22 protein-coding genes and 1 pseudogene are annotated in these 22,027 nt (G+C 61.3%); 6 read left to right on the forward strand and 17 right to left on the reverse strand.

Going from position 1 to position 22,027, the window contains the following annotated elements:
- The first annotated feature begins 323 nt into the window (after nt 1-323).
- Complete coding sequence (locus JNL55_RS06925; RefSeq protein ID WP_293851174.1) at nt 324-740, forward strand: ExbD/TolR family protein; 417 nt, start codon at nt 324-326, stop codon at nt 738-740.
- A 33-nt stretch (nt 741-773) separates the two neighbouring features.
- Here the strand turns inward: JNL55_RS06925 and JNL55_RS06930 are convergent, their stop codons facing one another.
- From JNL55_RS06930 to JNL55_RS06950, 5 genes are all read right to left on the reverse strand, one after another.
- Nucleotides 774-1,241, reverse strand: a complete 468-nt coding sequence (locus JNL55_RS06930; protein ID WP_293851177.1) for a DUF6644 family protein — start codon at nt 1,239-1,241, stop codon at nt 774-776.
- Nucleotides 1,242-1,252: 11 nt separating this feature from the next.
- Complete coding sequence (locus tag JNL55_RS06935; protein ID WP_293851180.1) at nt 1,253-1,744, reverse strand: hypothetical protein; 492 nt, start codon at nt 1,742-1,744, stop codon at nt 1,253-1,255.
- Nucleotides 1,745-1,787: 43 nt separating this feature from the next.
- Entirely contained in the window at nt 1,788-2,261 is a 474-nt protein-coding gene (locus tag JNL55_RS06940; RefSeq protein ID WP_293851183.1) for a protein-disulfide reductase DsbD domain-containing protein, read from the reverse strand.
- Between the two features lie 111 nt (nt 2,262-2,372).
- Entirely contained in the window at nt 2,373-3,050 is a 678-nt protein-coding gene (locus tag JNL55_RS06945) for a response regulator transcription factor (protein WP_293851233.1), read from the reverse strand.
- A 24-nt stretch (nt 3,051-3,074) separates the two neighbouring features.
- Nucleotides 3,075-3,509: a DUF6152 family protein gene (locus tag JNL55_RS06950; protein WP_293851186.1), complete on the reverse strand. Its 435-nt coding sequence runs from the start codon at nt 3,507-3,509 to the stop codon at nt 3,075-3,077.
- A 361-nt stretch (nt 3,510-3,870) separates the two neighbouring features.
- Here JNL55_RS06950 and JNL55_RS06955 point away from each other — a divergent pair, with 361 nt between their 5' ends.
- Both JNL55_RS06955 and JNL55_RS06960 read left to right on the forward strand, forming a co-directional pair.
- Nucleotides 3,871-4,806, forward strand: coding sequence for a hypothetical protein (locus JNL55_RS06955; protein WP_293851189.1), 936 nt, complete (start codon nt 3,871-3,873; stop codon nt 4,804-4,806).
- A gap of 10 nt (nt 4,807-4,816) precedes the next feature.
- Nucleotides 4,817-5,716 (forward strand): hypothetical protein, encoded by a 900-nt coding sequence (locus JNL55_RS06960; RefSeq protein ID WP_293851192.1) that lies wholly within the window; start codon nt 4,817-4,819, stop codon nt 5,714-5,716.
- Between the two features lie 82 nt (nt 5,717-5,798).
- On the opposite strand, the gene JNL55_RS06965 is transcribed toward JNL55_RS06960, so the two are convergent.
- From JNL55_RS06965 to JNL55_RS06975, 3 genes are all read right to left on the reverse strand, one after another.
- Nucleotides 5,799-8,177: a TonB-dependent receptor domain-containing protein gene (locus tag JNL55_RS06965; RefSeq protein WP_415923023.1), complete on the reverse strand. Its 2,379-nt coding sequence runs from the start codon at nt 8,175-8,177 to the stop codon at nt 5,799-5,801.
- 116 nt (nt 8,178-8,293) lie between these two features.
- Nucleotides 8,294-8,719, reverse strand: coding sequence for a CHRD domain-containing protein (locus JNL55_RS06970; RefSeq protein WP_293851197.1), 426 nt, complete (start codon nt 8,717-8,719; stop codon nt 8,294-8,296).
- A gap of 109 nt (nt 8,720-8,828) precedes the next feature.
- Nucleotides 8,829-11,150, reverse strand: a complete 2,322-nt coding sequence (locus JNL55_RS06975) for an MHYT domain-containing protein (protein ID WP_293851200.1) — start codon at nt 11,148-11,150, stop codon at nt 8,829-8,831.
- Nucleotides 11,151-11,415: 265 nt separating this feature from the next.
- On the opposite strand from JNL55_RS06975, the gene JNL55_RS06980 reads away from it, so the two are divergent.
- From JNL55_RS06980 to JNL55_RS37380, 3 genes are all read left to right on the forward strand, one after another.
- Entirely contained in the window at nt 11,416-12,639 is a 1,224-nt protein-coding gene (locus tag JNL55_RS06980; protein ID WP_293851203.1) for an aromatic amino acid transaminase, read from the forward strand.
- Nucleotides 12,640-12,749: 110 nt separating this feature from the next.
- The gene (locus JNL55_RS06985) at nt 12,750-13,226 is read left to right on the forward strand and encodes a chemotaxis protein CheW (protein WP_293851206.1); all 477 of its coding nucleotides are present in this window, start codon (nt 12,750-12,752) and stop codon (nt 13,224-13,226) included.
- A 225-nt stretch (nt 13,227-13,451) separates the two neighbouring features.
- Nucleotides 13,452-14,159 carry a formylglycine-generating enzyme family protein gene (locus tag JNL55_RS37380; protein WP_415923024.1) on the forward strand — a complete coding sequence of 236 codons (708 nt, stop codon included), beginning with the start codon at nt 13,452-13,454 and terminating at the stop codon, nt 14,157-14,159.
- 540 nt (nt 14,160-14,699) lie between these two features.
- Here JNL55_RS37380 and JNL55_RS37385 read toward each other — a convergent pair.
- From JNL55_RS37385 to JNL55_RS07030, 9 genes and pseudogenes are all read right to left on the reverse strand, one after another.
- Nucleotides 14,700-15,557 (reverse strand): annotated as a pseudogene (locus JNL55_RS37385) (DUF58 domain-containing protein); the annotation flags it as partial.
- 10 nt (nt 15,558-15,567) lie between these two features.
- Nucleotides 15,568-16,542, reverse strand: coding sequence for an AAA family ATPase (locus tag JNL55_RS06995; protein ID WP_293851212.1), 975 nt, complete (start codon nt 16,540-16,542; stop codon nt 15,568-15,570).
- Between the two features lie 10 nt (nt 16,543-16,552).
- The gene (locus tag JNL55_RS07000; RefSeq protein WP_293851214.1) at nt 16,553-17,710 is read right to left on the reverse strand and encodes a hypothetical protein; all 1,158 of its coding nucleotides are present in this window, start codon (nt 17,708-17,710) and stop codon (nt 16,553-16,555) included.
- Entirely contained in the window at nt 17,707-18,459 is a 753-nt protein-coding gene (locus JNL55_RS07005; protein ID WP_293851216.1) for a DUF4129 domain-containing protein, read from the reverse strand. The genes JNL55_RS07000 and JNL55_RS07005 overlap by 4 nt, the downstream gene beginning before the upstream one ends.
- Complete coding sequence (locus JNL55_RS07010) at nt 18,443-19,183, reverse strand: hypothetical protein (protein WP_293851218.1); 741 nt, start codon at nt 19,181-19,183, stop codon at nt 18,443-18,445. Before JNL55_RS07010 ends, JNL55_RS07005 begins: the two co-directional genes overlap by 17 nt.
- Nucleotides 19,173-20,144, reverse strand: a complete 972-nt coding sequence (locus tag JNL55_RS07015) for a stage II sporulation protein M (RefSeq protein ID WP_293851221.1) — start codon at nt 20,142-20,144, stop codon at nt 19,173-19,175. Before JNL55_RS07015 ends, JNL55_RS07010 begins: the two co-directional genes overlap by 11 nt.
- Nucleotides 20,144-20,884 (reverse strand): RDD family protein, encoded by a 741-nt coding sequence (locus tag JNL55_RS07020; protein WP_293851224.1) that lies wholly within the window; start codon nt 20,882-20,884, stop codon nt 20,144-20,146. Before JNL55_RS07020 ends, JNL55_RS07015 begins: the two co-directional genes overlap by 1 nt.
- A gap of 7 nt (nt 20,885-20,891) precedes the next feature.
- Nucleotides 20,892-21,413, reverse strand: coding sequence for an RDD family protein (locus JNL55_RS07025; protein ID WP_293851227.1), 522 nt, complete (start codon nt 21,411-21,413; stop codon nt 20,892-20,894).
- 287 nt (nt 21,414-21,700) lie between these two features.
- A partial coding sequence (locus JNL55_RS07030) for a TonB-dependent receptor domain-containing protein (protein WP_293851230.1) occupies nt 21,701-22,027 on the reverse strand: 327 nt, incomplete at its 5' end.

Below are 22,027 nucleotides of genomic sequence, written 5' to 3' on the forward strand. Positions count from 1 at the left end.
CGTGCGCGGAGCGGCGCAGTGGCGCTGCGACCGTGCCGGTGCCGGGAGAGCACTTCTCCCCGACAGCCCCCGCCAGCCACCGACGCGACTCCACTCCGACCTCCGACCTCCGGTCTTCGACATCCGATCTCTGACCTCCGGTCTCCAGCCTCCGCTCCGGTCCGAAGGACGCTCCAGCCTCAGACCACCGAAAACATCCAGAGTTCTCTTCCCAGTCTGGTGACTTCTACTGGGCGCGCCAGCGCAAATCGTGAGCTATTTTCACCCCGTCCCAATCTGTCCGAAGCTCCCTGGATAGTAATCAAACATAAGGAGTGACGTTCATGGCGATGACTATTTCTTCAGGCGCTGGTAACGAACTCATGGTCGATATGAACACCACGCCGTTGATCGACGTGATGTTGGTACTACTGATCATGTTCATCATCACGTTGCCGGTGATGACCAACAGTATCAATCTCGACATGCCTCAAGGCCCGGGGCCAGAAACCCAGCGCGAAACTATCAACTTATCTATCGACTTCGACGGCACGATTCTGTGGAACGGCACAGTGGTGCCAGGCTTGGCGCAGTTGGAACAATATTTCCAATCGGCCGCGGCCCAAAGTACTCAACCAGAATTGCACGTCCGCCCCGATAAGCGAGCGAAGTACGATCACGTCGCACAAGTGCTCGGCATGGCACAGAGAAGCGGTATCGAGCGAATCGGCTTTGCGGGTCAGGAGCAGTATCTAGACTGAAGCGCCCACGAAGCGGGTTACAAAGGGCTGGGCTCAGATGAGGCCCAGCCAGCGACCGGTGATGACCACGCCGGTCCAGAGCACTAGAGAGGAGGCGGCAACAGCGCGCACAACCGAGGGTGAAGCATCGGTGCGTGTCACCAATCGATGCAGCCAGCGCTGCGAAATCAGCGCTGCGACTAACAGTGCCAGCTTCACGGGAAACAGCGGGTTGGTGTAGTACTTGAAAGGTCCGGCTGCCACCAGCAGCAAGCCGGAGATGGCAACAACGACCAAGCTCAAGTACGCAACCGGCTGCAGCGTGCGAGACACTTCGCCGGCGCCAATGGGTTTCAGAGTCACACCGAGTGCGCGCAGGTGCGTGACGAGAATGACGCCGCCGATCAATGACAGCGCCACGATGTGTAACGACTCGGTGGCGGCAAAGGCCGCCGTCGATTCGTTCAAGAATCGGCCGATGGCGGTTTCGCCGAGCCACACGAAGAAGTCGTACAAGAACATGCGTGGCCGCTCTAGAAGTAGGCGATGAAGCGGCCGGTGACAATAACCGCTGTCCAGCTCACGAGAGAAATCGCCGCGAAAGCTTTCGCGCTGGCAGGCGCGTCAGATGCGTTCTGCCAGCGCGAGGCATGACGAAACGTCGTGGCATGAAACAGTCCGACGTTGAATAGCGCGACGGCCAGCAGCCCCAGCTTGAGCTGCAAGAACACGTTGGTGTAGATGCGCGCCGACTGCGCAATGAACAGCAGCCCGCCGCTGATCAACATCACACCGAATCCCAACCAAGTCAGCGGCAACAGCGAACGAGTCAGCGTGGCTGGCGCGGTGCTTCGAAACAGCGTGCCTAACAACGTCAGATCCACAATGGCGATGGCGCCGGCCAGCAGAATGGTGCCGACGATGTGAAACGTCTGCAGGATGGGAAACAGATTGTTGGATTCGCGGATCGCGGTGGCGAGCGGTGAATCGTAAACGTGCCGGATCAGCTCGGGTAGCAATGACATGGCGGCGGCGCGTGCACGCGCTCTTGATGGAAAGAAGCCGACGCTAGTTCAGGCGAATCGAGAACGGTTCCTTGAACAGCAGGCACACGCCGTCTTTTTCCTGGCAGGTCTGACCGTCGATGCGGCCGGTGAGCGTGGTGTCGCTCTTCAGCACGCGCACCTTCTGTCGGAACTCGGCGCGATTCGCGAAGTAGCTGTATTCGCTGCCGAAGACTTTGTCTTTCTTGCGCTTGGATTCCACGGCCGCGATCGGGCCTTTGATTTCGATGTCGTCGCGGGCTTCGTAGCTGAACTTGGCCGGACGCGGGCCGAGTTCGGCGGAGAAGTCCGAGGAATACAGAATGAAGCCTTCGGGAATGGCGGCCGAGAATATGATCTCAGCGTCTTCGCCGGGTTTGACGGCGCTCGGCTCGACGCGCCACTGCCACTTCACGGCCGTGTCGGCATCGTTGGCGTGAACGGCCGTCGTGGAGATCAGCGTGGCGACCGTGGCCAAGAGCAAATTACGTAGACGCATGTTGGAACGTTAGCCAACTGCGGTCACGGAGTCAGTCGACTCAAGGCGAAATATCAGTCACAGAAGCGAACGGTCTAGCCGGCACCTAAAAAGTTATCAGGCGCGAAGTTATCAAGCGCCGGTATCGACCACGAACCGATAACCGGCGCCGGGTGTGGTGAGCAAAGTCTGCGGAGCGGAAGGGTCGGCTTCCAGCTTGTGGCGCAGGCGATAGATGAGTTGTTTTAGCGTGCGGCGCTCGTGGCCAGTAGCGCGACCCCACAAGTGTCGGGTGAGCTGATCCGTCACGACGGTGCGCCCAGGATGAGTGAGAAAGAGTTCGACCACGCGCAGCTCTAGCGCCGTCAATCGTACCGGCTCGGCGGCGCCGATTTGCACTGTCCGCTGTGCTGGATCGAAACGCACGTTGCCGCTCTCCACCAGATCAGCGGGGCGATTTTCACTCCGGCGCGCCAGTGCTCGGATGCGTGCTAGCAGGATGCGAGGGCTGAAGGGCTTGCTCAGAAAGTCGTCGGCGCCGCTATCCAACGCCGCTACCAGGTCTTCCTCCATGTTCCTCGCCGTCAGCATCATCACTGGAATCATGGAGCGTCGGCGGATCTCGCGGCACACCTGCAGGCCGTCGAACGCAGGCATGTTCACGTCCAGTAGCGCGAAGTCAGGATCTTCCTTTTCGAACGCCGCGATGGCCGCAGCGCCATCGGCAGCAGTCAGCACGTCGTAGCCGGCTTCGCTCAGCGAATACTCCAGCAACGCGAGCAGGTCCGCGTCATCGTCCGCGATCAGCATTCTCACGATGGCGCGTCCTTACTGTTATTGACCGGGAGGGCGACCGGCGCCCGCGGCATCGCCAGGGCCGCCGTCGCCGGGAGTGCCGCCGCTGACGATCTTGCCGTTCGGCAACGTCACGCGCCGCGCATCGATGATCTTGCCGCCGGCTTTGGCCAAGTAGCCGTCGACGATCAGCTGATCGCCGATCTTGATGTCGCTCTTATTGAAGCCGCGGCGAGACAACGCGCCGGGGCCGGCGCCTTCGCAGGCCCAGGTCGACACGCTGCCGTCCTTCGCCGTCACGTTCAAATGAAAGTAGGAGTGCGGATTGGTCCATTCCACTTTGGTCAGCGTGCCGACCAGGCGCACGGGCTTGGCGGCGTCGTACATCGCTGCGAAAGAGTGATGAGCCTGTGCCGATGCAAACAGCAGCGACGAGCAAGCCGTGGCGAGCAGTAACGAGTGACGAAGGTTCATCGTTGTGTCCGTCGTGATGTCTCTAATTGTTAGTGCGCTGTCAGCAATGGGCGCGCATCCTACGCCGAACATTACACGGCGATAAATGAAGTCGGAGTATTTTCATATCTCCAAACGAGTGGTTGGACGCGGCGCGAGAGCGGAAAACATGCGCGGCGACGCAAGTCGCAGAGTGACGCGGTCTCTGAGTGGGCATGTATCAAGTTTGTTTCGGGTAACAACCGGCGAGTTCGCTTGCTCAGACAAGTAACGGAACCGCGAGTGGATGACTTGGAGCGACCGTGCCACGTATTTTGTGCTCATCTCGCAGACCAGCCTGAACGAGGAATGAGTGCGTATGTTTGTTTTTTGGCGCCGACCGATGCTGGCAGCGGTTCTGACGGTTTTTGCGCAAGTCGCGCTGGCGCAGAGTTACCCGGCCTCGGCGGAGCTGCTGTTGGGTAAGGACTATCGCGGCCCGAAAGTGGCGACGCCGCGGGACGCGCAGGGCAAGCCGCTGCTCACCGGCTATTGGAAGCTGTTGCATGAGCCGGGCAAGCCCGACGGCAACCTCGGCAAAGACCTGCCGAAGTTCAAGCTGCCATACAGTGCGCAGGGCCAGCAGGTGCTCCACGACAACCTCACCAAGACCGTGGATCCGGAAGCCAGGTGCATCATCACGGGCATTCCACGGTTGCTGACCAGCGTGTTGCCGTTCGAGATTCTGCACACGCCCAAGCGACTCGGGACGTTTCATGCGTTGAGCTGGCATCGGTGGGTGTGGCTCGACGGGCGCAAGCAAGAGGAAGATCCGGATCCGGAATACCTTGGCAATGCCATCGGTGCTTGGGACGGCGACACTTTGGTGATCGATTCCGTGGGCTTTCGCGACAGTGCCGATGGCCGGATCTGGCTGGACGACAACGGCAATCCGCAAAGTGTCCAGGCGCACGTGGTCGAGCGTTGGTCGCGGCCGGACTTTCATCATTTGAATCTGACGCTGACTTACACCGACCCGCTCTATTACACCAAGCCGGTCACTTATAAGCGCAGCTGGGTGCTCGGCGGGCCGGGTGAGTCGCTCAAGGAATTCTCGTGCGAATGGAACACGCCTTGGATCGTGAATCATCTCGAGCCGGGTCCGGGCGTCATCGGTGCCAACGGCAATCGCGGTTACGGTCCCAACAATCAACTCTTGCCTGACTTGCCGTTCGGCTCGGTGGACTCCTCGCGGGGCACGGCTTATTGGCTGTTCCGGCCTAACAAGCCCAAGCCATCCGATGTGCCGCCGCCGCCTGCTACCGCCGCCAAGCGTTGAGAGAAGTCACATGTCCAACATTCATCGTATTGCCGGCGGCGCCTTGCTCTCGTGGGTAGCGATCCTGGCGCTGGCGCAAACACCGCCGCCCAAGAAGGCAGCGGACGAAGATCAAACATCGGCGTTGATGCGCGGTCAGGGCTATGACGGACCGAAGCAGCCAACACCCATCGGCCTGGACGGCAAACCGGATCTCAGTGGTTTCTGGCGGCCGGTGCGAGAGAAGGGCAAGCCGGGCGGCAATCTCGGCAAGGACGAGCCGAACTTCATCCTGCCCTTCAATGAGGTGGGCAAGCGAGCGCTGATCTATTCCCAGAACCACACGGTGGATCCGGAGGCTCAGTGCATTCTCGGCGGTATTCCTCGCCACAACGGCAGCGGCCTGCCGTTCGAGATTCTGCATACGCCGGCGCGACTCGCGACCACGTACAACTACAACACGTATCGCTTGGTAAGTATCGATCCGAAGCTCAAGCACGCGACGCAGCTCGAGCCGTTGTACTTCGGCCATGCCATCGCGCATTGGGAAGGCGAGACGCTGGTCATCGAAACCCGGGGCTTGAAGGACAGTGCCAAAGAGCGGATCTGGCTGGATGAAAACGGCAATCCCACCAGCGATCAGACTCAGGTGATCGAGCGCTGGACCCGGCCCGACTATCATCATTTGAACTTGGAGATGACGGTCACCGATCTGAAGTATTACTCGCGCCCGTTCCTGTTCAAGCGCACCTGGGTGCGTGCCGACGAAGGTCTGGGTCAGAAAGAATATGCCTGCAACGAAAGCAATTTGTCGGGCGCGCTGATCGGCCCGGGCGCGGGCGTGATCGGGCCCGATGGCAATCGCGGTTTCGGGTATAACGAGCCGTTGCCGGCGGAACCGCCCGGCCCCGAAGCGTACGAGAACAAATGAGCATGCGATTGGATTGGTTGACTCGGGCGGGGCGCTGGACCGCCGTCACTGCAATGACGGCGACAGCGCGGGCTCGTTCGTCTTAGAAGCTCGCAGTGAGCGTCGCCTGATAGGTGCGATCCGGCCCCGGACGGAAGCTGCCGTTGCCAGTGACTACGGTATTGATGGTGCCCAAGTAGTCCTTGTCGGTGAGGTTGTCGACGTTGAAGCGCAGCTTCAGGTCGCGCACCGGCCCGATGTTCAAGCCTTCACCGCCCACGTCTACATACGCGTTATAGATCGTATAACCGCCGATCTGTTCCGCGTTCAGGTAGTCGCTGTAGCGGCTGCTCAGATAACGCGCCGACAGGTTCACGATGAGCCACGACAACGGCTCGAACGTTACGCCCGACTGCAGCACGTACTTGGCGTTATCCGGCAGACGATTGCCTTCGATCTGCAGTCGAGCCAGCGAGCCACCGGTGTTCAGATTGTTGGTGGCGTAGTCATCCTGGAACTCGGCCACGTTGTAAGTGAAGTTGGCGTTGAAATACACCTTCTCTTGCAACAGGTGCGGCTTCCACACGCCGCTCAACTCGGCGCCGTACGCTTCCACGTCGCCGACATTGGCGTAGAACGTCTCAGTGCGCCCGCCGCCGCCCGGCACGGAGACGCTGTAGGCCTGCAGGAAGTTCTCGAACGACGTTTGATAGATCGCGAGCGCGGCGTTGAATGTCGGCCGATTGGTACGGAAGCCGATCTCGACGTTTCTCGAGGTCTCAGCATCCAGGCTCTGAATCACAGTGGGATTGTCGGGGCCAGCGAACACGTCGTCCGCACCGCGAGGCAATGCCAGGTTTTCCGATAAGGATGCGAATAGCTGGTCGGTGGCATTCAACGAGAACACAGCGCCGACTTGCGGCAGGAACGCGTCGTCCCAGCTGTCGGTGATGCGAGCGCGACGTTGCGCGATGTAGTCAGCCGCGTTACGGAAACCTTCGATCTCGTAATCGAGGTTCAGGGCTTTGAAACCCAGCTCCAGTTGCAGGCGATCATCCAGCAACGACAACGTGTCCTTCACGAACAATTGCAGCGAGTCGCGCTGTGAGGTGTGGTCGCGTTGCAAATGAACCGGCTCATTGAGCAGCGGTCGGCCGGCGGGATTGCCGCCCACCTGGTTGTAACGGGCCTGGGTACGGTGATAGTCGTCCACTTCGTACCAGGCGCCGACACTCAGCGTATGAATGCCAACTTCATATTCCAGCCGCGTGCTGATACCGCGACGATCGCCGGCGATGGTCGATAGTCCGTACTGCAGGCCGCGTGGCGCGAATAAGCCGGGCACGGTGGCGACTTCAGAGTTATAGCGCGCGATCGACGTCGCATAAGCTTCAGGCGACACGCCGTAACCTTCCTTGTCTTCGTAATAAACCGCTGTCGTCAGTCGCAGATTGTCGCTGAGCTGTGCACGATCCGTGAGGCCGAAGAGATAGTCGGTGCGTTGATTGATGGCCTGCTGGTAGTACTGGTTGTGAGCGGTGGCGGAGTAGGGCACGCCCGCCACGCTGGGCGCCAGATCGGGCACGTAGCCCAGGTACGAGAAGTAACGTCCACGACGGCCGAACAAATCATTCGCAGCCCCGGCGTACTGCGCCTTGGTGATGGACGGCGTGTCGTAGTCGAAGAAGTCGTTGTACACGGCCTGGAACGTAAGGTCGTGCGTGTCGCTGAACTGGTAGCGCGCCTTGGCCTCGATGTGTTCGCGATCGACCGTGCCAGGGCCGCGCCACAAATCGCCGTCGATTTTGGAACGGCTCAGGTAACCGGAGAAACCGCCGATCTCGCCGCTTTCGATCTTGATGAAGGAGCGGCGCAAGTCGTCGCTGCCGATGGTTTGCGCGAGCGTGATGCCAAACTCATCCGCCGGGTCCACGCTCAAGTATTGAACGATGGGGCCGAGCGAAGCGTAACTGGCTTTGGAAACATCGCCGGCGCCTTGAGAGGCGGCGACGCGGCCGAGGTTCTCATTGTCTACGTAGCGGAAGATCGGACTGCCGCCGAACTGATCGGAGCGGCCCATGGGAATCTCATCCAACAGGAAGCCGATCTGTTGAAAATTGAAGGCGCGTACGAACACTGAGTTGCCGAATTCGTACAAGCCCAACGCGTCGTTGGCTTGTACGTTGAAGCCGGGCAGCGACTCCAGCATTTTCAAACCGGAGATGCCTGACGGCGCGGACAGCAGCGCTTCACGCGTGACCGAGATGGTGTTGCTGATGGCATCCGTGCCGATGGCGACGGAGGCTTCAGAAATACGCCGGCCGGTGACCACGACTTGCTCGACCTTGTCGTCGGCGGCCAGCGTGGCAGTGGTGGTCAGGATGAAAAGCAGCGCGCCGCTGGCGGCGCGCGATGTGAGACGCTCGATCACTATCGCTCCCGTTTGAATATCCCGTTGAACTATCGAGATGTCAGCAAACATTGTTGTTTGCGTCGGTCGATGTCCAACGACGGATAGTTATGAGAGCGAGTGGCCTCGTTATGTGACTAAGCCGTCACGCCGGCGGTGACATTACGGACCGTCGGCGTGGCGTTGTTTCAGGGCTTGAGCTGGCCGCGGATTTCGCCGCCCTTATTGGCAGCGCTGTGCACGTTCACATACAAGTCGCCGGCCTTGAATGCCGCGTACTGTTCATCGCTGAGCTTGGAGCCTTCGGGCACGCTCCAAACATTGTCCGCCGTCTTGGTCATCGTGATGGCCGGTGGGCCATTCTTGCCGACCGGCGCCACATGAATGTGAGCGGCAACGCCGACCAGTTCCTTGGTGGTGACGCTGCCGGTCACCGTCTTGTCGTCCTTGATGGTGATGGTGCCGCTGCCGGTGGCTTTGGTCGTCACGGCGGGCACTTCATACTCGCCGGTCAATGTGACTTTGATATCGCCTGCCAGAGCATTGCCCGCTGCGAACGACAGCAACGCCAACATCCCCGCAATCCGCATCGAGTTCCGATTCGTGACACTCATTGTCGATTCCTGTTTGTGACCTGGCCGTTTCGGCTGCCCGAATGTACTCGGCACCGGTCACAACGTCAGTCGGGAATCGGCGAAAATAAGGTCACTTTCAGCAGGTGTTTCAGGCCTGGCGGCGGCTGGGGGTCTGATCATGATCGCCGGCCGGTCTCAGGCGGGCGAGCGCGTCGGCCAATTCGCTGGCCAGGTAGGGTTTTCTAAGGAAAGGCCAAGCGCTGTGTGCCAGCGATGCATCGAGTGCCTCGCCGGCATAGCCTGAACTCAGCAGGATTTTCAGTTGCGGCCGCAGCTGTTGCGCGCGCTTGGCCAGCTCCACGCCATTCATTCCGCCAGGCATCACAACATCGCTCAGCAGCGCATCGATGTGCGTATCTGAACGCAGGAGATGCAGTGCCTCATCTGCGTTGGCCGCGCGAGTTACCTTGTGACCAAGATCGGCCAGCATGACTTCCACGATACCGGCCACTGAAGCGTCGTCTTCGGTCAACAGAATGTTCAATGACAAAGCCGGTGCGGGCGGCGGCGTGTCGGCGCTAGTTTCAGGTAGCGCAACGGCGGTGCCGATGGGTAGATACACACTGAACGACGTTCCTTCGCCCACTGCGCTTTGCACTTGCACTTCACCGCCGGATTGGCGGACGAAGCCATGTACCTGACTCAACCCCAGCCCGGTGCCTTTGCCCGGCGCCTTGGTGGTGAAGAAAGGTTCGAAGATGCGGCTCAAGATATCTTCGCTCATGCCGGCGCCGCGATCCGACACCGTCACTTGCACGTAGCGTCCCGACGCGAGATTGGGCAACTCGCCCGAGGCCACCTCGGTGAGCTGGGTTTGCAACACGATCTCGCTGCCCGGCGGGCTGGCATCGGCGGCATTCACCAATAGATTGAACAACGAGGCTTCGAACTGCGTCGGATCGATGAGTGCGATGGCGGCTTGCTCGCACAACTTCAGCTTCACCGACAGCGATTCGCCAGTTGCGCGTCTCAACAGCGGCTCGGATTCGCGGATCAGTTCATTCAAGTCGCAGGCCTGCGGTTGCAACGGTTGGCGGCGTGCGAACGCGAGCAGCTGCGCGGTCAGTCGTTCGCCACGACGTGCGGCGGCCAACGCCGCTTCGCCCAATCGTTTACGTCGAGCCGCGTTTTCGGGGTGCTGCAGGATCACGTCCAGCGCGCCGATGACCACGGTCAGCAGATTGTTGAAGTCGTGCGCGACGCCACCGGTCAACCGGCCCAGCGCATCCAGACGTTGTGCGTGCATCAGCGCCGCTTCGGCTTCCGCCTTGGCAGCCACCGCGTCGTTGACCCGCTGATCGGCCTGCAACTTGGCGGTGACATCCTGAAACGCGGCCACCGCGAGCGTCGGTTCGCCACGATCCTCGATCGGCGCCGCGGTGACTTCGAAATGCGCCAGCTCGCCGTTGGCCCGACGATAGGCTTGTACCTGCGGCTCGATGCGACGGTTCTCAGCCATCGCCTTGTACAGAACATAGTTCTCCGGCAGCAACCGTTCGCCGGTGTTGTCGATGACGCTGCCTGCCAACGGCTGATCCCACAGTGCCTGCGAGCCGACAGGTTTGGCCAATAGTCGTTGCGCTTCCACGTTGGCGAAGCGGATTTCGCCGGATGGTGAGGCGGCAACCAGCACACCGATGGGAAGATTGTCGAGGATGGCGCGCAGTTGATGCTCGCTACGCAAGGCCTCGCGCAGTGCCATTGCTTCGACGCGTCGGTCGTAGAGCGCGGCAATCAAGGTCAGCAACAAGATAAAAAACGTTCCGGCCGCCACGCCGACGGCCAGCATGATGACATCGGCGCCGGAGGGCACGATGTGATGAATGCTTTCCGAATGAATTTGCACGCCCATCATGGCCGAGTAGTGCATGCCGACGATGGCGAAACCGAGCGCCAACGCACCGAGCACTTGTTGGCCGATCGTAGTTTCGCGCGCTGCCATCACCAGCGCACTGGTGGAGGCACTCACCGCAATCACGAATGCGATGGTCACGAAGATCGGGTCGTTGCTGAGCGTGACCTCGGTGATCAGCGCCGCCATGCCGACATAATGCATGGTGCAAATGCCTGCTCCCATGATGACGCCGCATAACAGTTGCCGTGGGGCTCCCTGTTGGCGCGCTGAAAAGAAAAAAGCGAATGCGGTGGTCGCCATGGCGAGTGCCAACGACAACAACGTGAGACTCACGTCGTAGCGCACTTCGCTGCCGGGATTGAAGCCGAGCATGGCGATGAAGTGCATGGACCAGATGCTCAGGCCCATGGCCACGCCGGCCGCCACGATCCAGCCGAGTTGCCAGGCGCCGCCATGCGCCCGCACGCGACGGAACAGGTCCAATGCGGTCCAGGATCCAAACCACGCGGTGAGGATCGATAGGATCACGAAAATGGGGTGATGGGCTGCGTGCATACTTCTTTGCTAGCACTTCCGTGCTGCTGGGCCACAGCATAGAGCTGGCCCCCAGTAAGACAAGAGGGGGCGCCTGGTTTTGTACGCTGGCCGCTGCTTTTGCCCTATTGGTGCATTCCGCTAATCAGGCGCTGTTGCTCGGCCAACATCGCCAAATTGGCGCCTTGGCGCTCGGTTTTTTGCAGCTTTCCACTCGCTCCCGTGAACTATTCTGGCGCACCGTTTCGCCGCAGCGGGCGGCGAGCATCCGCAAAGAGAATAGTCCATGTTCGCCAGCCTCGATCTGCCTGCTGAGGATCCCATCCTCGGCTTGATTGCCGCCTTTCGTAACGATCCCTCAGCAGAGAAAGTCGACCTCGGCGTCGGTGTATACCGGGACGAGCGCAGCGTCACCACCGTGCTCGATACGGTCAAGGCCGCTGAACAGCGACTCGTCAACGAGCAGGACTCCAAGGCCTATCTCGGGCCAGCCGGCAACGAACGCTTCAACGAAGCCATCGCTGCCCTGGTATTGGGCGCGAAGCACGCTGCGATTCGCGATGGTCGCGCACGTACTGTTCAGGCACCGGGTGGATGCGGCGCGCTGCGCATCGGCGCCGAGCTGATTCACAAGGCCAATGCCGCCGCCTCGTTGGTGGTGAGCGATCCGACCTGGGCCAACCACATTCCGTTGTTGAGCAGTGCCGGCCTGCAGATCCAACGCTATCCCTACTACGACGTTACGACGGGTGGCGTGCAGTTCGAACGTATGCTCGACTCGCTGAACTCGCAGGCTGCCGGCACCATCGTGCTCCTCCATGGCGCATGTCATAACCCAACCGGCGCCGATCTATCGCAAGCGCAGTGGCACCAGCTGGCTGATGTGCTGAGTGCGCGTCGCTTGGTGCCGTTCGTCGATCTCGCTTATCAGGGACTCGGCGACGGCTTGGATGAAGACGCCGCCGGTGCTCGCATCCTCTCCGAGAAGCTTCCCGAAGTGCTGATCGCTGTGTCGTGCTCCAAAAGCTTTGGCCTGTATCGCGAACGTGTCGGTGCGTTGATCGTGGTCGCTGAGGGTTCGCGAGATGCAACGGCCGCTGCGGCCAACCTCGGCAAGATTGCTCGCGGCATCTATTCGATGCCACCGGATCACGGCGCCGCCATCGTCGCTCGCATTCTCGAGGATGCGAAGTTCGCCGCGCAGTGGCGTAAAGAACTGTCCAAGATGCGCGAGCGCATCGGCGGCTTGCGGAATGCACTGACCGAAGCACTCACGCTGGCTTGCCCAGGACGAGAGTTTGCTCACATCACGCGTCAGCGAGGCATGTTCTCCATGCTGGATGTAGCGCCGGAGTCAGTCGAGCGTTTGCGTAAAGACAAACACATTTACATGGCTGGCGATGGACGCATCAACATCTCCGGCCTGCGCGAACAACGCATCGACTACGTCGCCTGGGCAGTGGCCGAAGAGCTCAACAACCAGCGCAGCAAGCGGGCGGTGGCCGGGTAGCGCGCCTGGATTCGCTCTAAGACTTTGCCTGGAACGAGATCTGACCCGTTGCCAATACCAGCGGCGGCGGCGAGACTCAGCTGGCGAAGTGCAACGCTCTGGAGAGTAGCTTGAGTTCTGTAAACGGCGGGGCGGCGGCGCCCGGACAGATTCTGACGTTTCATCTGGATCAAGAAGTCTTCGGCGTCGACATTCAACGGGTGCGGGAGATTCGCGGCTGGTCGCCGGTCACCGCCGTGCCCGAAACGCCGTCGCATGTGTTGGGGGTGCTCAACCTGCGGGGCTCGATCGTGCCGGTGATCGATCTGCGGGCGCGGCTGGGATTGGAGCGAGTCACCGAGACGGCGACCACCGTCATCATCGTGCTGACCGTCGTCAGCGCCCAAGGCAAGCGTGATTTCGGCTTGGTGGTGGACGCGGTTTCCGACGTGGCCGACTTGAGTGCCAAGGACATTCGCGCGACGCCGCCGGGCATCACCCTGTCCGATCGCAACAGCGTGCCGGCGCTGGCGACGCTGGGCGAGCGCATGGTGTTGCTGCTGGATGTGGATGGCATGCTGGCCGGCGACTCCGGCGTCGCGTTGTAGCGTTATCCACTTTTACCTTCCGTCCGCCGCGACTGATCGAGTAGGCTCGACGCCCTGGTCAGTCACGGTGCAAAAGCAATGAGAATCGAGCGGAAGCTGGGATTGGGGTGTCTGTTGTTGCTGGCGGCAGGCATGGCCAACGCCGCGCCCACCTTCAAAGGCAAGGACAACAAGGATTGCCCTGACTGCCCCGAACTGGTGGTCGTGCCGGCGGGCAAGTTCCTGATGGGTTCGCCCAGCACTGAGCCGGACCACAACGACAACGAGTCGCCGCAACACGCGGTGACCTTCGCCAAGCCATTCGCCATTGGCAAGTACGAAGTGACCTTCGACGAGTGGGACGCTTGCGTGGCCGACAAGGCCTGTGAGGCAGTGGGCGATGACGACTGGGGCCGTGGCCGGCGCCCGGTGATCAACGTGAACTTCGAGATGGCCGTCGGCTATACGCGCTGGCTGTCCAAGAAAACCGGCCAAACCTATCGATTGCCCAGCGAAGCCGAGTGGGAATACGCGGCGCGCGGTGGCTCGACGACGCCTTGGTTCTGGGGCGACTCGTCCGCTAAAGCTTGCGAGTTCGGCAACGTCGGCGATCAGTCGTTGAAGACCGAGCATCCCGATTGGACCCTGCATGCCTGCACCGATGGCGTCACCAAGACCGCGCCGGTGGGCAGCTTCAAGCCCAACAAGTTCGGCCTGTACGACACGGCGGGGAACGTGTGGGAATGGGTGCAGGACTGTTTCAACGAGACCTACAAGGGTGCGCCTACTGACGGTAGTGCCTGGGAGACTGGCGACTGCGTGCGTCGACTCGATCGTGGCGGCGGCTGGTACAACAAGCCCTCGGCGATACGCTCGGCGCTGCGTTGGGCGGGCGACGATCCGAAGCGCCAGAACAATACGCTGGGCTTCCGCGTCGTTCGAACCTTGCCGTAATCGACTTGCCGTAATTGAGCGGGCGCGTTCGTTCGCGCCAGCTCGTTTCAGGCTCTGATAAGGATTGGTGAGTTCGATGCCGAGGCGTTCAGGCTCGGCATCGACGACTAACGAATGATGGGCCGTCATTCGATTCAAGGCATCGCGGCGGGACTGCTCATATAAATGAGCGCTGGCGATTTCCAGCGGCGGATCGTGGTCGACAGCGCCGTGCTGAATGGGCTGCGACGCCAGTTCGCGTACCACCCGTTCGCGCAAGCTCGCTGTGAGCACCAAGTGCCGCGATCGAAGCAGCGTAATGGCCTGGCTGAACTCGCTGCTGTCTTCGTCTCGGAAATTGGTGATGAGCACGACCAGTGCGCGTCTGTTGTAGCGACTCAGCAAGTCGCGCGCCGCTGATAAATAATCCGAGTGAGTAGGGCTCGGCTGCACGGCGTACAGCTCGCCCATCAATGCATTCAATGTCGCTGCGCCTTTGCGGGGCGGGAACCAATGCTGTTCGCCCGGCGGTGTGCCGAATGTCAGCGCGCCGACCGCGTCGCCCTGTTTGAGCGCGACATACGAGAGCAACATCACCGCGTTCAACACCTGATCGAAATGCGATGAACCGATGGCGCCGACGCGGTCGTCCGCTCGCATGCGTCGACCGCAATCCATGAGCAGTAGCACGCACTGATCGCGCTCGCTCTGAAACTCACGAACGATGAGCTTTTCGAAGCGCAACGTGGCGCGCCAGTCGATGTGACGTACAGGATCGCCGCTGCGGTACTCCGAGAGTTGTTTGAAGTCCGTGCCTTCGCCGCGTTGCTGGAACGTCTTGATGCCGATCTCCGACAGCCGCCGGTCGCCCGCAAGCCAGGCATAGCGCGACACTTGGGCGAAGTCGGGATAGACGCGGCAATGCTGGTCGTCGCCGAGTCGCTCCATCAATTCCCACCAATTCCACAAAGAGCGAATGCGCACATCAGCAGGCGCGAAGTGCACCACGCCGCGGCGGGTGGGAGTGACTTGATAGGAAAGATCGGCGCGTTGTCCGCCACTCAAGGTGACATCGGCAGGAATGCCTTCGGTCAGCAACGTCGCATCGACATGATCGTACAGCTGGCAGTTCCAGGTGCGCTCGCCTTCGAGCGATAACGCCAGATGCACGGTCTTCTTGACGCCCAGCGCGAAGGCTGGCGGCAATGTGCGGATCAACTGAGCTTTCGATGCTCGCCACTCTCGACGGGTGAGCCAATAGTCGACGCCCGCTGCCAGCACCGACACGCCGGCCCATAGCGCCGCCATGACGGCGGCTTCTTGGGTCGACAGGCGAGTGAGCAACCCGATCAATACGGCGACCGCACCGGTGGCGAACGCGCCGATGGTTGCTTTGCCTGGGATGAGTCGCAAGCGCATGGCTTATGAACTACGCGCGTGGAGCGGCGACGCTGTCGATGACGTTGTTCAGCAAGTCATCTGGCTTGCGGCCTTCGAGCATGGCGTCCGGCGTGAGAGCTACACGGTGGCGAAGTGCTGGCAACGCGATGCGCTTGAGATCATCCGGCGTCACAAAGTCGCGACCGTCGATCAACGCAACGACACGCGCTGCTCGCACCAATGCGATGGCGCCACGAGAACCGGCGCCGATGGCGAGTCCCGGCCACTCGCGTGTAGCACGCACGATGCGCACCGCATACTCGGCGATGGAATCATCGACGCGCTGATGAGCGGCGATCTGTTGCAAGCCCAGCACGGCTTTCTCGTTCAAGCAGGGTTTGACGTTGACCAGTGGCAGTTGATCGCCGACTTGATTGCCAGTCGTGCGCGTCACCACGGCCACTTCTTCAGCAGCGGTCGGATAGCCGATTTCGATCTTGAGCAAGAAACGATCGAGCTGCGCTTCCGGCAGCGGATACGTGCCTTCGGTCTCCACCGGGTTCTGCGTGGCCAGCACCATGAACGGCCGCGGCAGCACCAAGGTTTGGCCTTCGAGCGTCACCTGCGATTCCTGCATCACTTCGAGCAACGCGCTTTGGGTTTTCGCCGGCGCGCGATTGATTTCATCGGCGAGCAGGATGTGAGTGAAGATCGGGCCGCGCACCACACGCCATTCGCGCGTTGCCGGATCGATGACGGCGTGGCCGGTGATGTCCGAAGGCATCATGTCAGGTGTGAATTGCACGCGTGCATGAGGCAGGGCGAGTGCTTGCGCCAAGGCTCGCACCAGTAGCGTCTTGCCGAGTCCCGGTACGCCTTCGATCAACACGTGACCGGCTGCGACCAACGCAACGGCCACCTGCTCGACGACGGCTTCCTGGCCGACCAGGGCCTGGCCGATGGCCTCACGCAGGCGTCCCAGCAGTTCGGCCGCGCGAGTAATGGTGTTCGCCTCGACTTGCATGTATCGCTCCTCAGGAAATACTTCGTCGCGCCGTTTCCAGCAGCGCTACGACTTTGCGCAGTTCGCCCGCCTTACGCGAGCCGGTGTAGTTGATTGCTTCGGCCAGGCTGGACTCGTCCAGCCCCGTGTTCTTTGCGAGAGCGGCAACGCGAGCCTCGGCCGCCATGCTCTCGTAGCCCGACAAATAACGATGCGCTGTCTCGTGCAGCGCTCGTACCGTTGCGGCATGTAACGCTCGACCGCTACCGAAGCGCAACGTGAAGCGGCCGGTGCCGACGATTTGTTCGGCCAGCGAACGACGCGCCGGATCGGGGACACCTGCGGGCGGGCCGAATCGCAGGCTACCGCGCCACAGGGCGAGCGCGATGACGGCCAGCGATAGTAGAACCACGGCCGCACCGTGTTTCCAAATCAGCTCCAGCAGTGAGGCGCTCTTTTCTTCGGACAGGAAATAAATGTGGTCGCCCCGTTCGAGGCGTGTTGCCGCAATGAACAGCAATGCGTTGTCGCCCAGGAAGATGTTGCGACTCTCGAAGGCGGTGGCGTTGATCAACGTGAAGCTGCCACTGCCTATGTCCATGCGTACCGCTTGCATTTCGTCGCCGTCGCTCAGTAGCCACGACGCCCGTCGACTGGTCGTTAGCCAGCTGCCAGGGGCGAGACCGCACACGTAATACGACGCTTGCTTGGTGCTTGGGACGAGCGCAATCGTTTCTGTGTCCAGATCGGCGCAGCCCGCGTCGATGTCTGAGTCGTCGGAAGCGCTGGTGTGCTCTTCTGGCTCGGGGGACTCAGCGCGCTCGACACCTGCCCACTGTTTGAGCGCGACTTCGCCACCGATCAGCGAGCGATCGGCGACGAGCCGGCCACCGGCTTCGACCCAGCGCTGCAACTGTTCGCGGCGGCTTTGGATCAAGTCCCAATTCCAATACGACAGATAAATCACTGCGTTCGGTTCTGGCATCTGATCCAGACGACGCTGCGATTGAGCGGTCACGCCGAGTTTCTCAGCCAACTTCTGCGCGGCATACATCGAGTTGGTCAGTGCCTCGCCTTTCATCGGCAAGGGCACGGTTGCTTCGTCCCAATAGGTGTTACGCGCGATCCAGGCGCCTATGAGCGCGATCACGATGAGCACGGCCGCGGTGACGACGTGGCTGCCCTTCACGATGCACCACCAACGGGTTGTGCCGGGAAGGAGCGGTCGAAGCGCGTACACAGCGCTTGCATCTCATCAGCGGCGGGTTCGCGTGCGCCATACACCGCATGCTGCCAAACGCGAACCAGCATGGAGGCGTATTGAGCTACTTCGGATTGCAGCCGAGGGACCGCGAGCTTCAGGCAATCCGCTTCCGTAGTGGACTCGCGAATCGCCACGCCATGGACATGCACCAGCCGCGATAACAAACCGCGATAGAGCAGGGCCAACGCGGCACGATGATCATTGCGTTCCCACAAGGCCAGGGCCGCCGTGCCGATCTCATCGGGCAGACTCTCGGGACGAATATCCAGCTCTTGCACGTGAGTAGGCGCATCCGGCGCACGCACTTGCTTGGTGTAGGACGCACCGCTGACGACGCGCTTGATGAATAGCACGATCAGGCCGAGCACCACGATGATGCCGATCCACAGGATCAGTCGGCTCATGCCGGCGATCCATTCAAACAGGCCGCGGAGCCAGGGCACCGAGACCGTCGGCTTGCGTTCTTCCGGTTTGTCTTCGCCTGCCCACTTGAGCGTGCGTACCTTACGTTCCGGAGAAATGTTGGGATCCTTGCGGACCTCCTCGAGCGCGTCCAGGACTTCGGTGTCGTCGATTGCGGCGTGCGCGGTGGTCGGCGCCGCCAACGTCGCCATGACGCCAACACCGGCTAGTGCGATGAGAGCGAGCCAGGTTGCTTTAGCGCGTGAACGCACGGCGCAACTCCTGTTCGACATCCCATGCTTCCAGCTCGACGCGCCGATTCAGATACAACGCAAATCCCGCCGCTACATAGAACGGTTCGAGAAACGCCACGATCACCGCATAGGCACCGAAGGTGACGTACGAAGCCAATTGTCCGGGGTGTTCGTTTTCCAGAAACATCGCGGTCCAGTTGAACTGCTGTTCGCCTGGCACGAACCAGAGTGCCAACGACAGGAGCGCGCTCCACAGCGCCAGCTCGGCCAAACTAAACGCAGTGGTGATCAACAAGCCGGTGTTGCGATGGTCGCCGCGAATTTGCACCACGCGCTTGCGCAGTTTCCATCCCGACAGACCTTCGAGTTGATACACCGGTTGTGTCAGCGAGCGCCACGGCGACAGTCGACGCCAGGTCAACGTCACCAGCAGCTGCCGCCACCAAACGTCTCGTTGGGCTTGCCACAGATCCCGAAACGTCGTGGTCTGTCCGAACGCGGCACGCGACAACACGAACAGCACGCTGCGGTCGAGCCAGGGCTTGGCCCACCAGATCACCAAGGTCGGCGCCCAGTACGCCAGCTCGAATGACGCGATGGCCAACAACAGAACCGGGACGTAAATCCTGAGATAGCAGGCGAACACCGAGCGCGCTGCTTGCTGGCACAGCCGGATGCCGAGGTCGGTCGCCTCGATCTTGCCGCGTCGGCGCAGACGAATGGAAAACGCTTCAACCCGCACGGCGGCCCTGCAGGGTGAGGTAGGCAAGCACGCTTATCCAGCAAATCGCCGCGACGCCGTACTTCATCAGCGGTGGGATCCATCGCGCAGAAGACCAGAAGGCCTCGACCGCGGCGGCAATCAGCAACAGCGCGGTGACGCCGTAGATGATCACAACGGATTCGCGGGACGCGGCGACTAGCGCTTGTCGGCGAGTGAGTCGTCCGGGGGCGAGCAACGAATGTCCGATGCGCAAGCCAGCGGCACCGGCCAGCACGATGGCCGTCAATTCGAACGCGGCATGGGTCACCACGAAGGAATAAAACGTTTCGCCGAAACCGCGCTGGGTGAGATAGCCCGCGAGCGCGCCGAAGAATGCGCCGTTGTAGGCCAGGAAGAACAAGCTGCCGAGGCCGGCGAGCAAGCCGCTGGCAAAGCACTGGAAGGCCAGGCCGATGTTGTGCCGGATGTAATAGCCGAACATGGCCCAATCGGTGTTGGCATCGCGCAGCCGACCGATGGCCTCTTCGTTGCCCGAGTACATGCGCTCGAACTCGGCGGCGCTTTGCGCATCGACCACGGACAGGATCAGCTCGGGCCGCAAGTACACCAGCAACCCCAGAATCAGCGTGGGCAGCACGAACACCGCGGTTGCCAGCCAAACGTAATTCGAATGTCTGCGAACTGCTTGCGGAAAATCGACCGCCACCAGCGCGTACAGCCGGCGTAAACCGAAATCGCGCTGTTGATAGATCGCCTGGTGCGCTTCGGAGGTGAGCTGCTCGAGACGATCGACCAGATAAGCGGGATAGGCGCGGGCACGAGACAACGCGAGATGCTCGCAGGTGCGACGATACAAGGCCGCGACTCGTTCGCCCGGGATCGGTTCCTTTTCCTTGCGAACGCCACGGACGGCGCCGAGCAGGCGGTCCAGCTCGTCCCAATCGTCGCGATACAAATTCTCGAATTGAACCGGTGTCATCAACGCCATCCAAGCAGCCAGCGAGCGACACCCAAGACACGGCGCGTAACGGCGGGGCCGCTACCAGTATCGCCAGTGACAGGCGCGGCGATGGCGGCGAGCTCATCGAGCCGCTCTTGAGTGACGTCGTGGGCACGCACCGCCAACGCGATCAGCGCGCTTTGATCGCGAAGGGCCAGCGGCAACGCTGGAGCAATCGGCTCCACGTCACTCAAGCCGATCTTCGGCGCCGGTCGCGGCCGGTAAACCACCAGGGTTGCGGCGGCGACGTCACCGAGGCGTTTGAAATCACGCCGCGTCAACATACAAACGATGGCAAACCCATAGGCCAGCGGCAGGAAGTCGGCGACTCGCAGCAGGTTGCGGGTGAAAGAGGCGGCCGGGGTAATCGGCAAGCCGTTGTCCATCACGGTGGTGAGGCCGACCACGCGCTTGCCGGGGGTTGCGGCCCAGCCGCTCAGCTCGAACAACACCGGATACAGCCATTCGGAAACGAACATCGCGATCAGCAGCACCGCCAAGCCGACGCCTTGCATGGGCTCGGTGATGCCGGCGATGACGCTCAGTACCACCATACGGATCATCAGATCGATGGCGAAAGCGTAGGCGCGGGCACTGAGGCCCGCGGGACGCAACTCGATCAGGATGCCTTCGGGTGTCTCCGCAGACACCACGGTATCTAACGCATCCGTGCCCGTCGTCGGAGCCGTGGGCCCGGCGACGGGCGACGCTGCGCTCATTCGAATGTTAAGCCTTGACGACCAGGGTATCGGCGATCTTGTCGTGCACGCACTGGCGACGATCGTTGAAAATGAAAAGATGATCCACCAGGCCGTACAGATTGCCGACGAACGGAATCACGCCCGGCAACGCATTCACCACGTTACGCAGCCAGAAGATGCGACCCAGCGACGCGCGCGAATAGTCGGTGCGCACGACTTTGATGCCCAGAATCTTTTTGCCGATGGTCTGGCCGTTCTGATGCACCAGATATGCGGTGATGCCGATCAGCACCAGAAAGCCGATGCCGCCCAGCGTGTAACCCACGCCGCTGATTGCCTGGTAGATGTCGCCGGTGGCCATTGCATTGAAGTCGGTGCCGACCAGCACTGGCGCACCGACCAGGACCAAGCCGATGATGCCGTCCAGGAAGGCGGCGCCAAAGCGCGTACCGCGCCCGGCCAACTCGGCCTCAGGCTCAGCGACCGCGTCTCGCACCTCGGCCTGCGGCGGAGCATAGGGGTTGGGATTCTGGGAAGGCGTCGTCATAGCCAATGGCTCCTGCGTCTTAGTAATACGGTGGATGCCGCCTAAAACTCACTCGAACCCTGCGGCGAAACTTCAGGGCACCCGGGCGTGCGACGATGTCAGATGCCGCTCGTCGGAACCCGGACCGGGTGCTCAAAACCGGCAAGTCTCGCGGTGTTTGCGTTGGCCACAAGTATGCCTGTGGTCGCAGGCTTATGAAACATTCCTCAGATCGGCATGGGCCGCGGACGATTCAGGGGAAAGATGAACCGGGGGCGAGCGCCCCCGATTCGTCCCGATAACGCGGGTTACAGCGAGCCGCGTAGCGAGACGGAAATCCGGCGCGGTTCGCCGAAGAAGTTTTGACGGAGCACGCCGCTGACTTTCTCCCAGTAGTCCTTGTCGAACAGATTGTCTACGTTGATCGCCACGCGATACTTCGGCGTGATCTGATAGCTGCCGCCGAGTTGAAGCACCGTGTACCCCGGACCGCGAACCAGCTGCGCGCCGGTGCCGTTGTAGAAGTCGCTGACCGAGCGCAGGCCGAAGCTCAGCTCCACGCCGGGAATCAGGTTCTCGCTCAGCTGATGATGAATCCACAGGTTGCCGCTATGCTTGGGCGTGAAGGAGCTGAT

This window comes from Steroidobacter sp. (assembly GCF_016790065.1).
Lineage (GTDB): Bacteria > Pseudomonadota > Gammaproteobacteria > Steroidobacterales > Steroidobacteraceae > Steroidobacter.

What these genes read in the sequence shown, in the direction of transcription:
- JNL55_RS06925 (WP_293851174.1), top strand. Translation starts at nt 324, where the DNA reads ATGGCGATGACTATTTCTTCAGGCGCTGGTAACGAACTCATGGTCGAT.
- JNL55_RS06930 (WP_293851177.1), bottom strand. Translation starts at nt 1,241, where the DNA reads ATGTTCTTGTACGACTTCTTCGTGTGGCTCGGCGAAACCGCCATCGGC.
- JNL55_RS06935 (WP_293851180.1), bottom strand. Translation starts at nt 1,744, where the DNA reads ATGTCATTGCTACCCGAGCTGATCCGGCACGTTTACGATTCACCGCTC.
- JNL55_RS06940 (WP_293851183.1), bottom strand. Translation starts at nt 2,261, where the DNA reads ATGCGTCTACGTAATTTGCTCTTGGCCACGGTCGCCACGCTGATCTCC.
- JNL55_RS06945 (WP_293851233.1), bottom strand. Translation starts at nt 3,050, where the DNA reads ATGCTGATCGCGGACGATGACGCGGACCTGCTCGCGTTGCTGGAGTAT.
- JNL55_RS06950 (WP_293851186.1), bottom strand. Translation starts at nt 3,509, where the DNA reads ATGAACCTTCGTCACTCGTTACTGCTCGCCACGGCTTGCTCGTCGCTG.
- JNL55_RS06955 (WP_293851189.1), top strand. Translation starts at nt 3,871, where the DNA reads ATGCTGGCAGCGGTTCTGACGGTTTTTGCGCAAGTCGCGCTGGCGCAG.
- JNL55_RS06960 (WP_293851192.1), top strand. Translation starts at nt 4,817, where the DNA reads ATGTCCAACATTCATCGTATTGCCGGCGGCGCCTTGCTCTCGTGGGTA.
- JNL55_RS06965 (WP_415923023.1), bottom strand. Translation starts at nt 8,177, where the DNA reads ATGTTTGCTGACATCTCGATAGTTCAACGGGATATTCAAACGGGAGCG.
- JNL55_RS06970 (WP_293851197.1), bottom strand. Translation starts at nt 8,719, where the DNA reads ATGAGTGTCACGAATCGGAACTCGATGCGGATTGCGGGGATGTTGGCG.
- JNL55_RS06975 (WP_293851200.1), bottom strand. Translation starts at nt 11,150, where the DNA reads ATGCACGCAGCCCATCACCCCATTTTCGTGATCCTATCGATCCTCACC.
- JNL55_RS06980 (WP_293851203.1), top strand. Translation starts at nt 11,416, where the DNA reads ATGTTCGCCAGCCTCGATCTGCCTGCTGAGGATCCCATCCTCGGCTTG.
- JNL55_RS37380 (WP_415923024.1), top strand. Translation starts at nt 13,452, where the DNA reads ATGGGTTCGCCCAGCACTGAGCCGGACCACAACGACAACGAGTCGCCG.
- JNL55_RS06995 (WP_293851212.1), bottom strand. Translation starts at nt 16,542, where the DNA reads ATGCAAGTCGAGGCGAACACCATTACTCGCGCGGCCGAACTGCTGGGA.
- JNL55_RS07015 (WP_293851221.1), bottom strand. Translation starts at nt 20,144, where the DNA reads ATGACACCGGTTCAATTCGAGAATTTGTATCGCGACGATTGGGACGAG.
- JNL55_RS07020 (WP_293851224.1), bottom strand. Translation starts at nt 20,884, where the DNA reads ATGAGCGCAGCGTCGCCCGTCGCCGGGCCCACGGCTCCGACGACGGGC.
- JNL55_RS07025 (WP_293851227.1), bottom strand. Translation starts at nt 21,413, where the DNA reads ATGACGACGCCTTCCCAGAATCCCAACCCCTATGCTCCGCCGCAGGCC.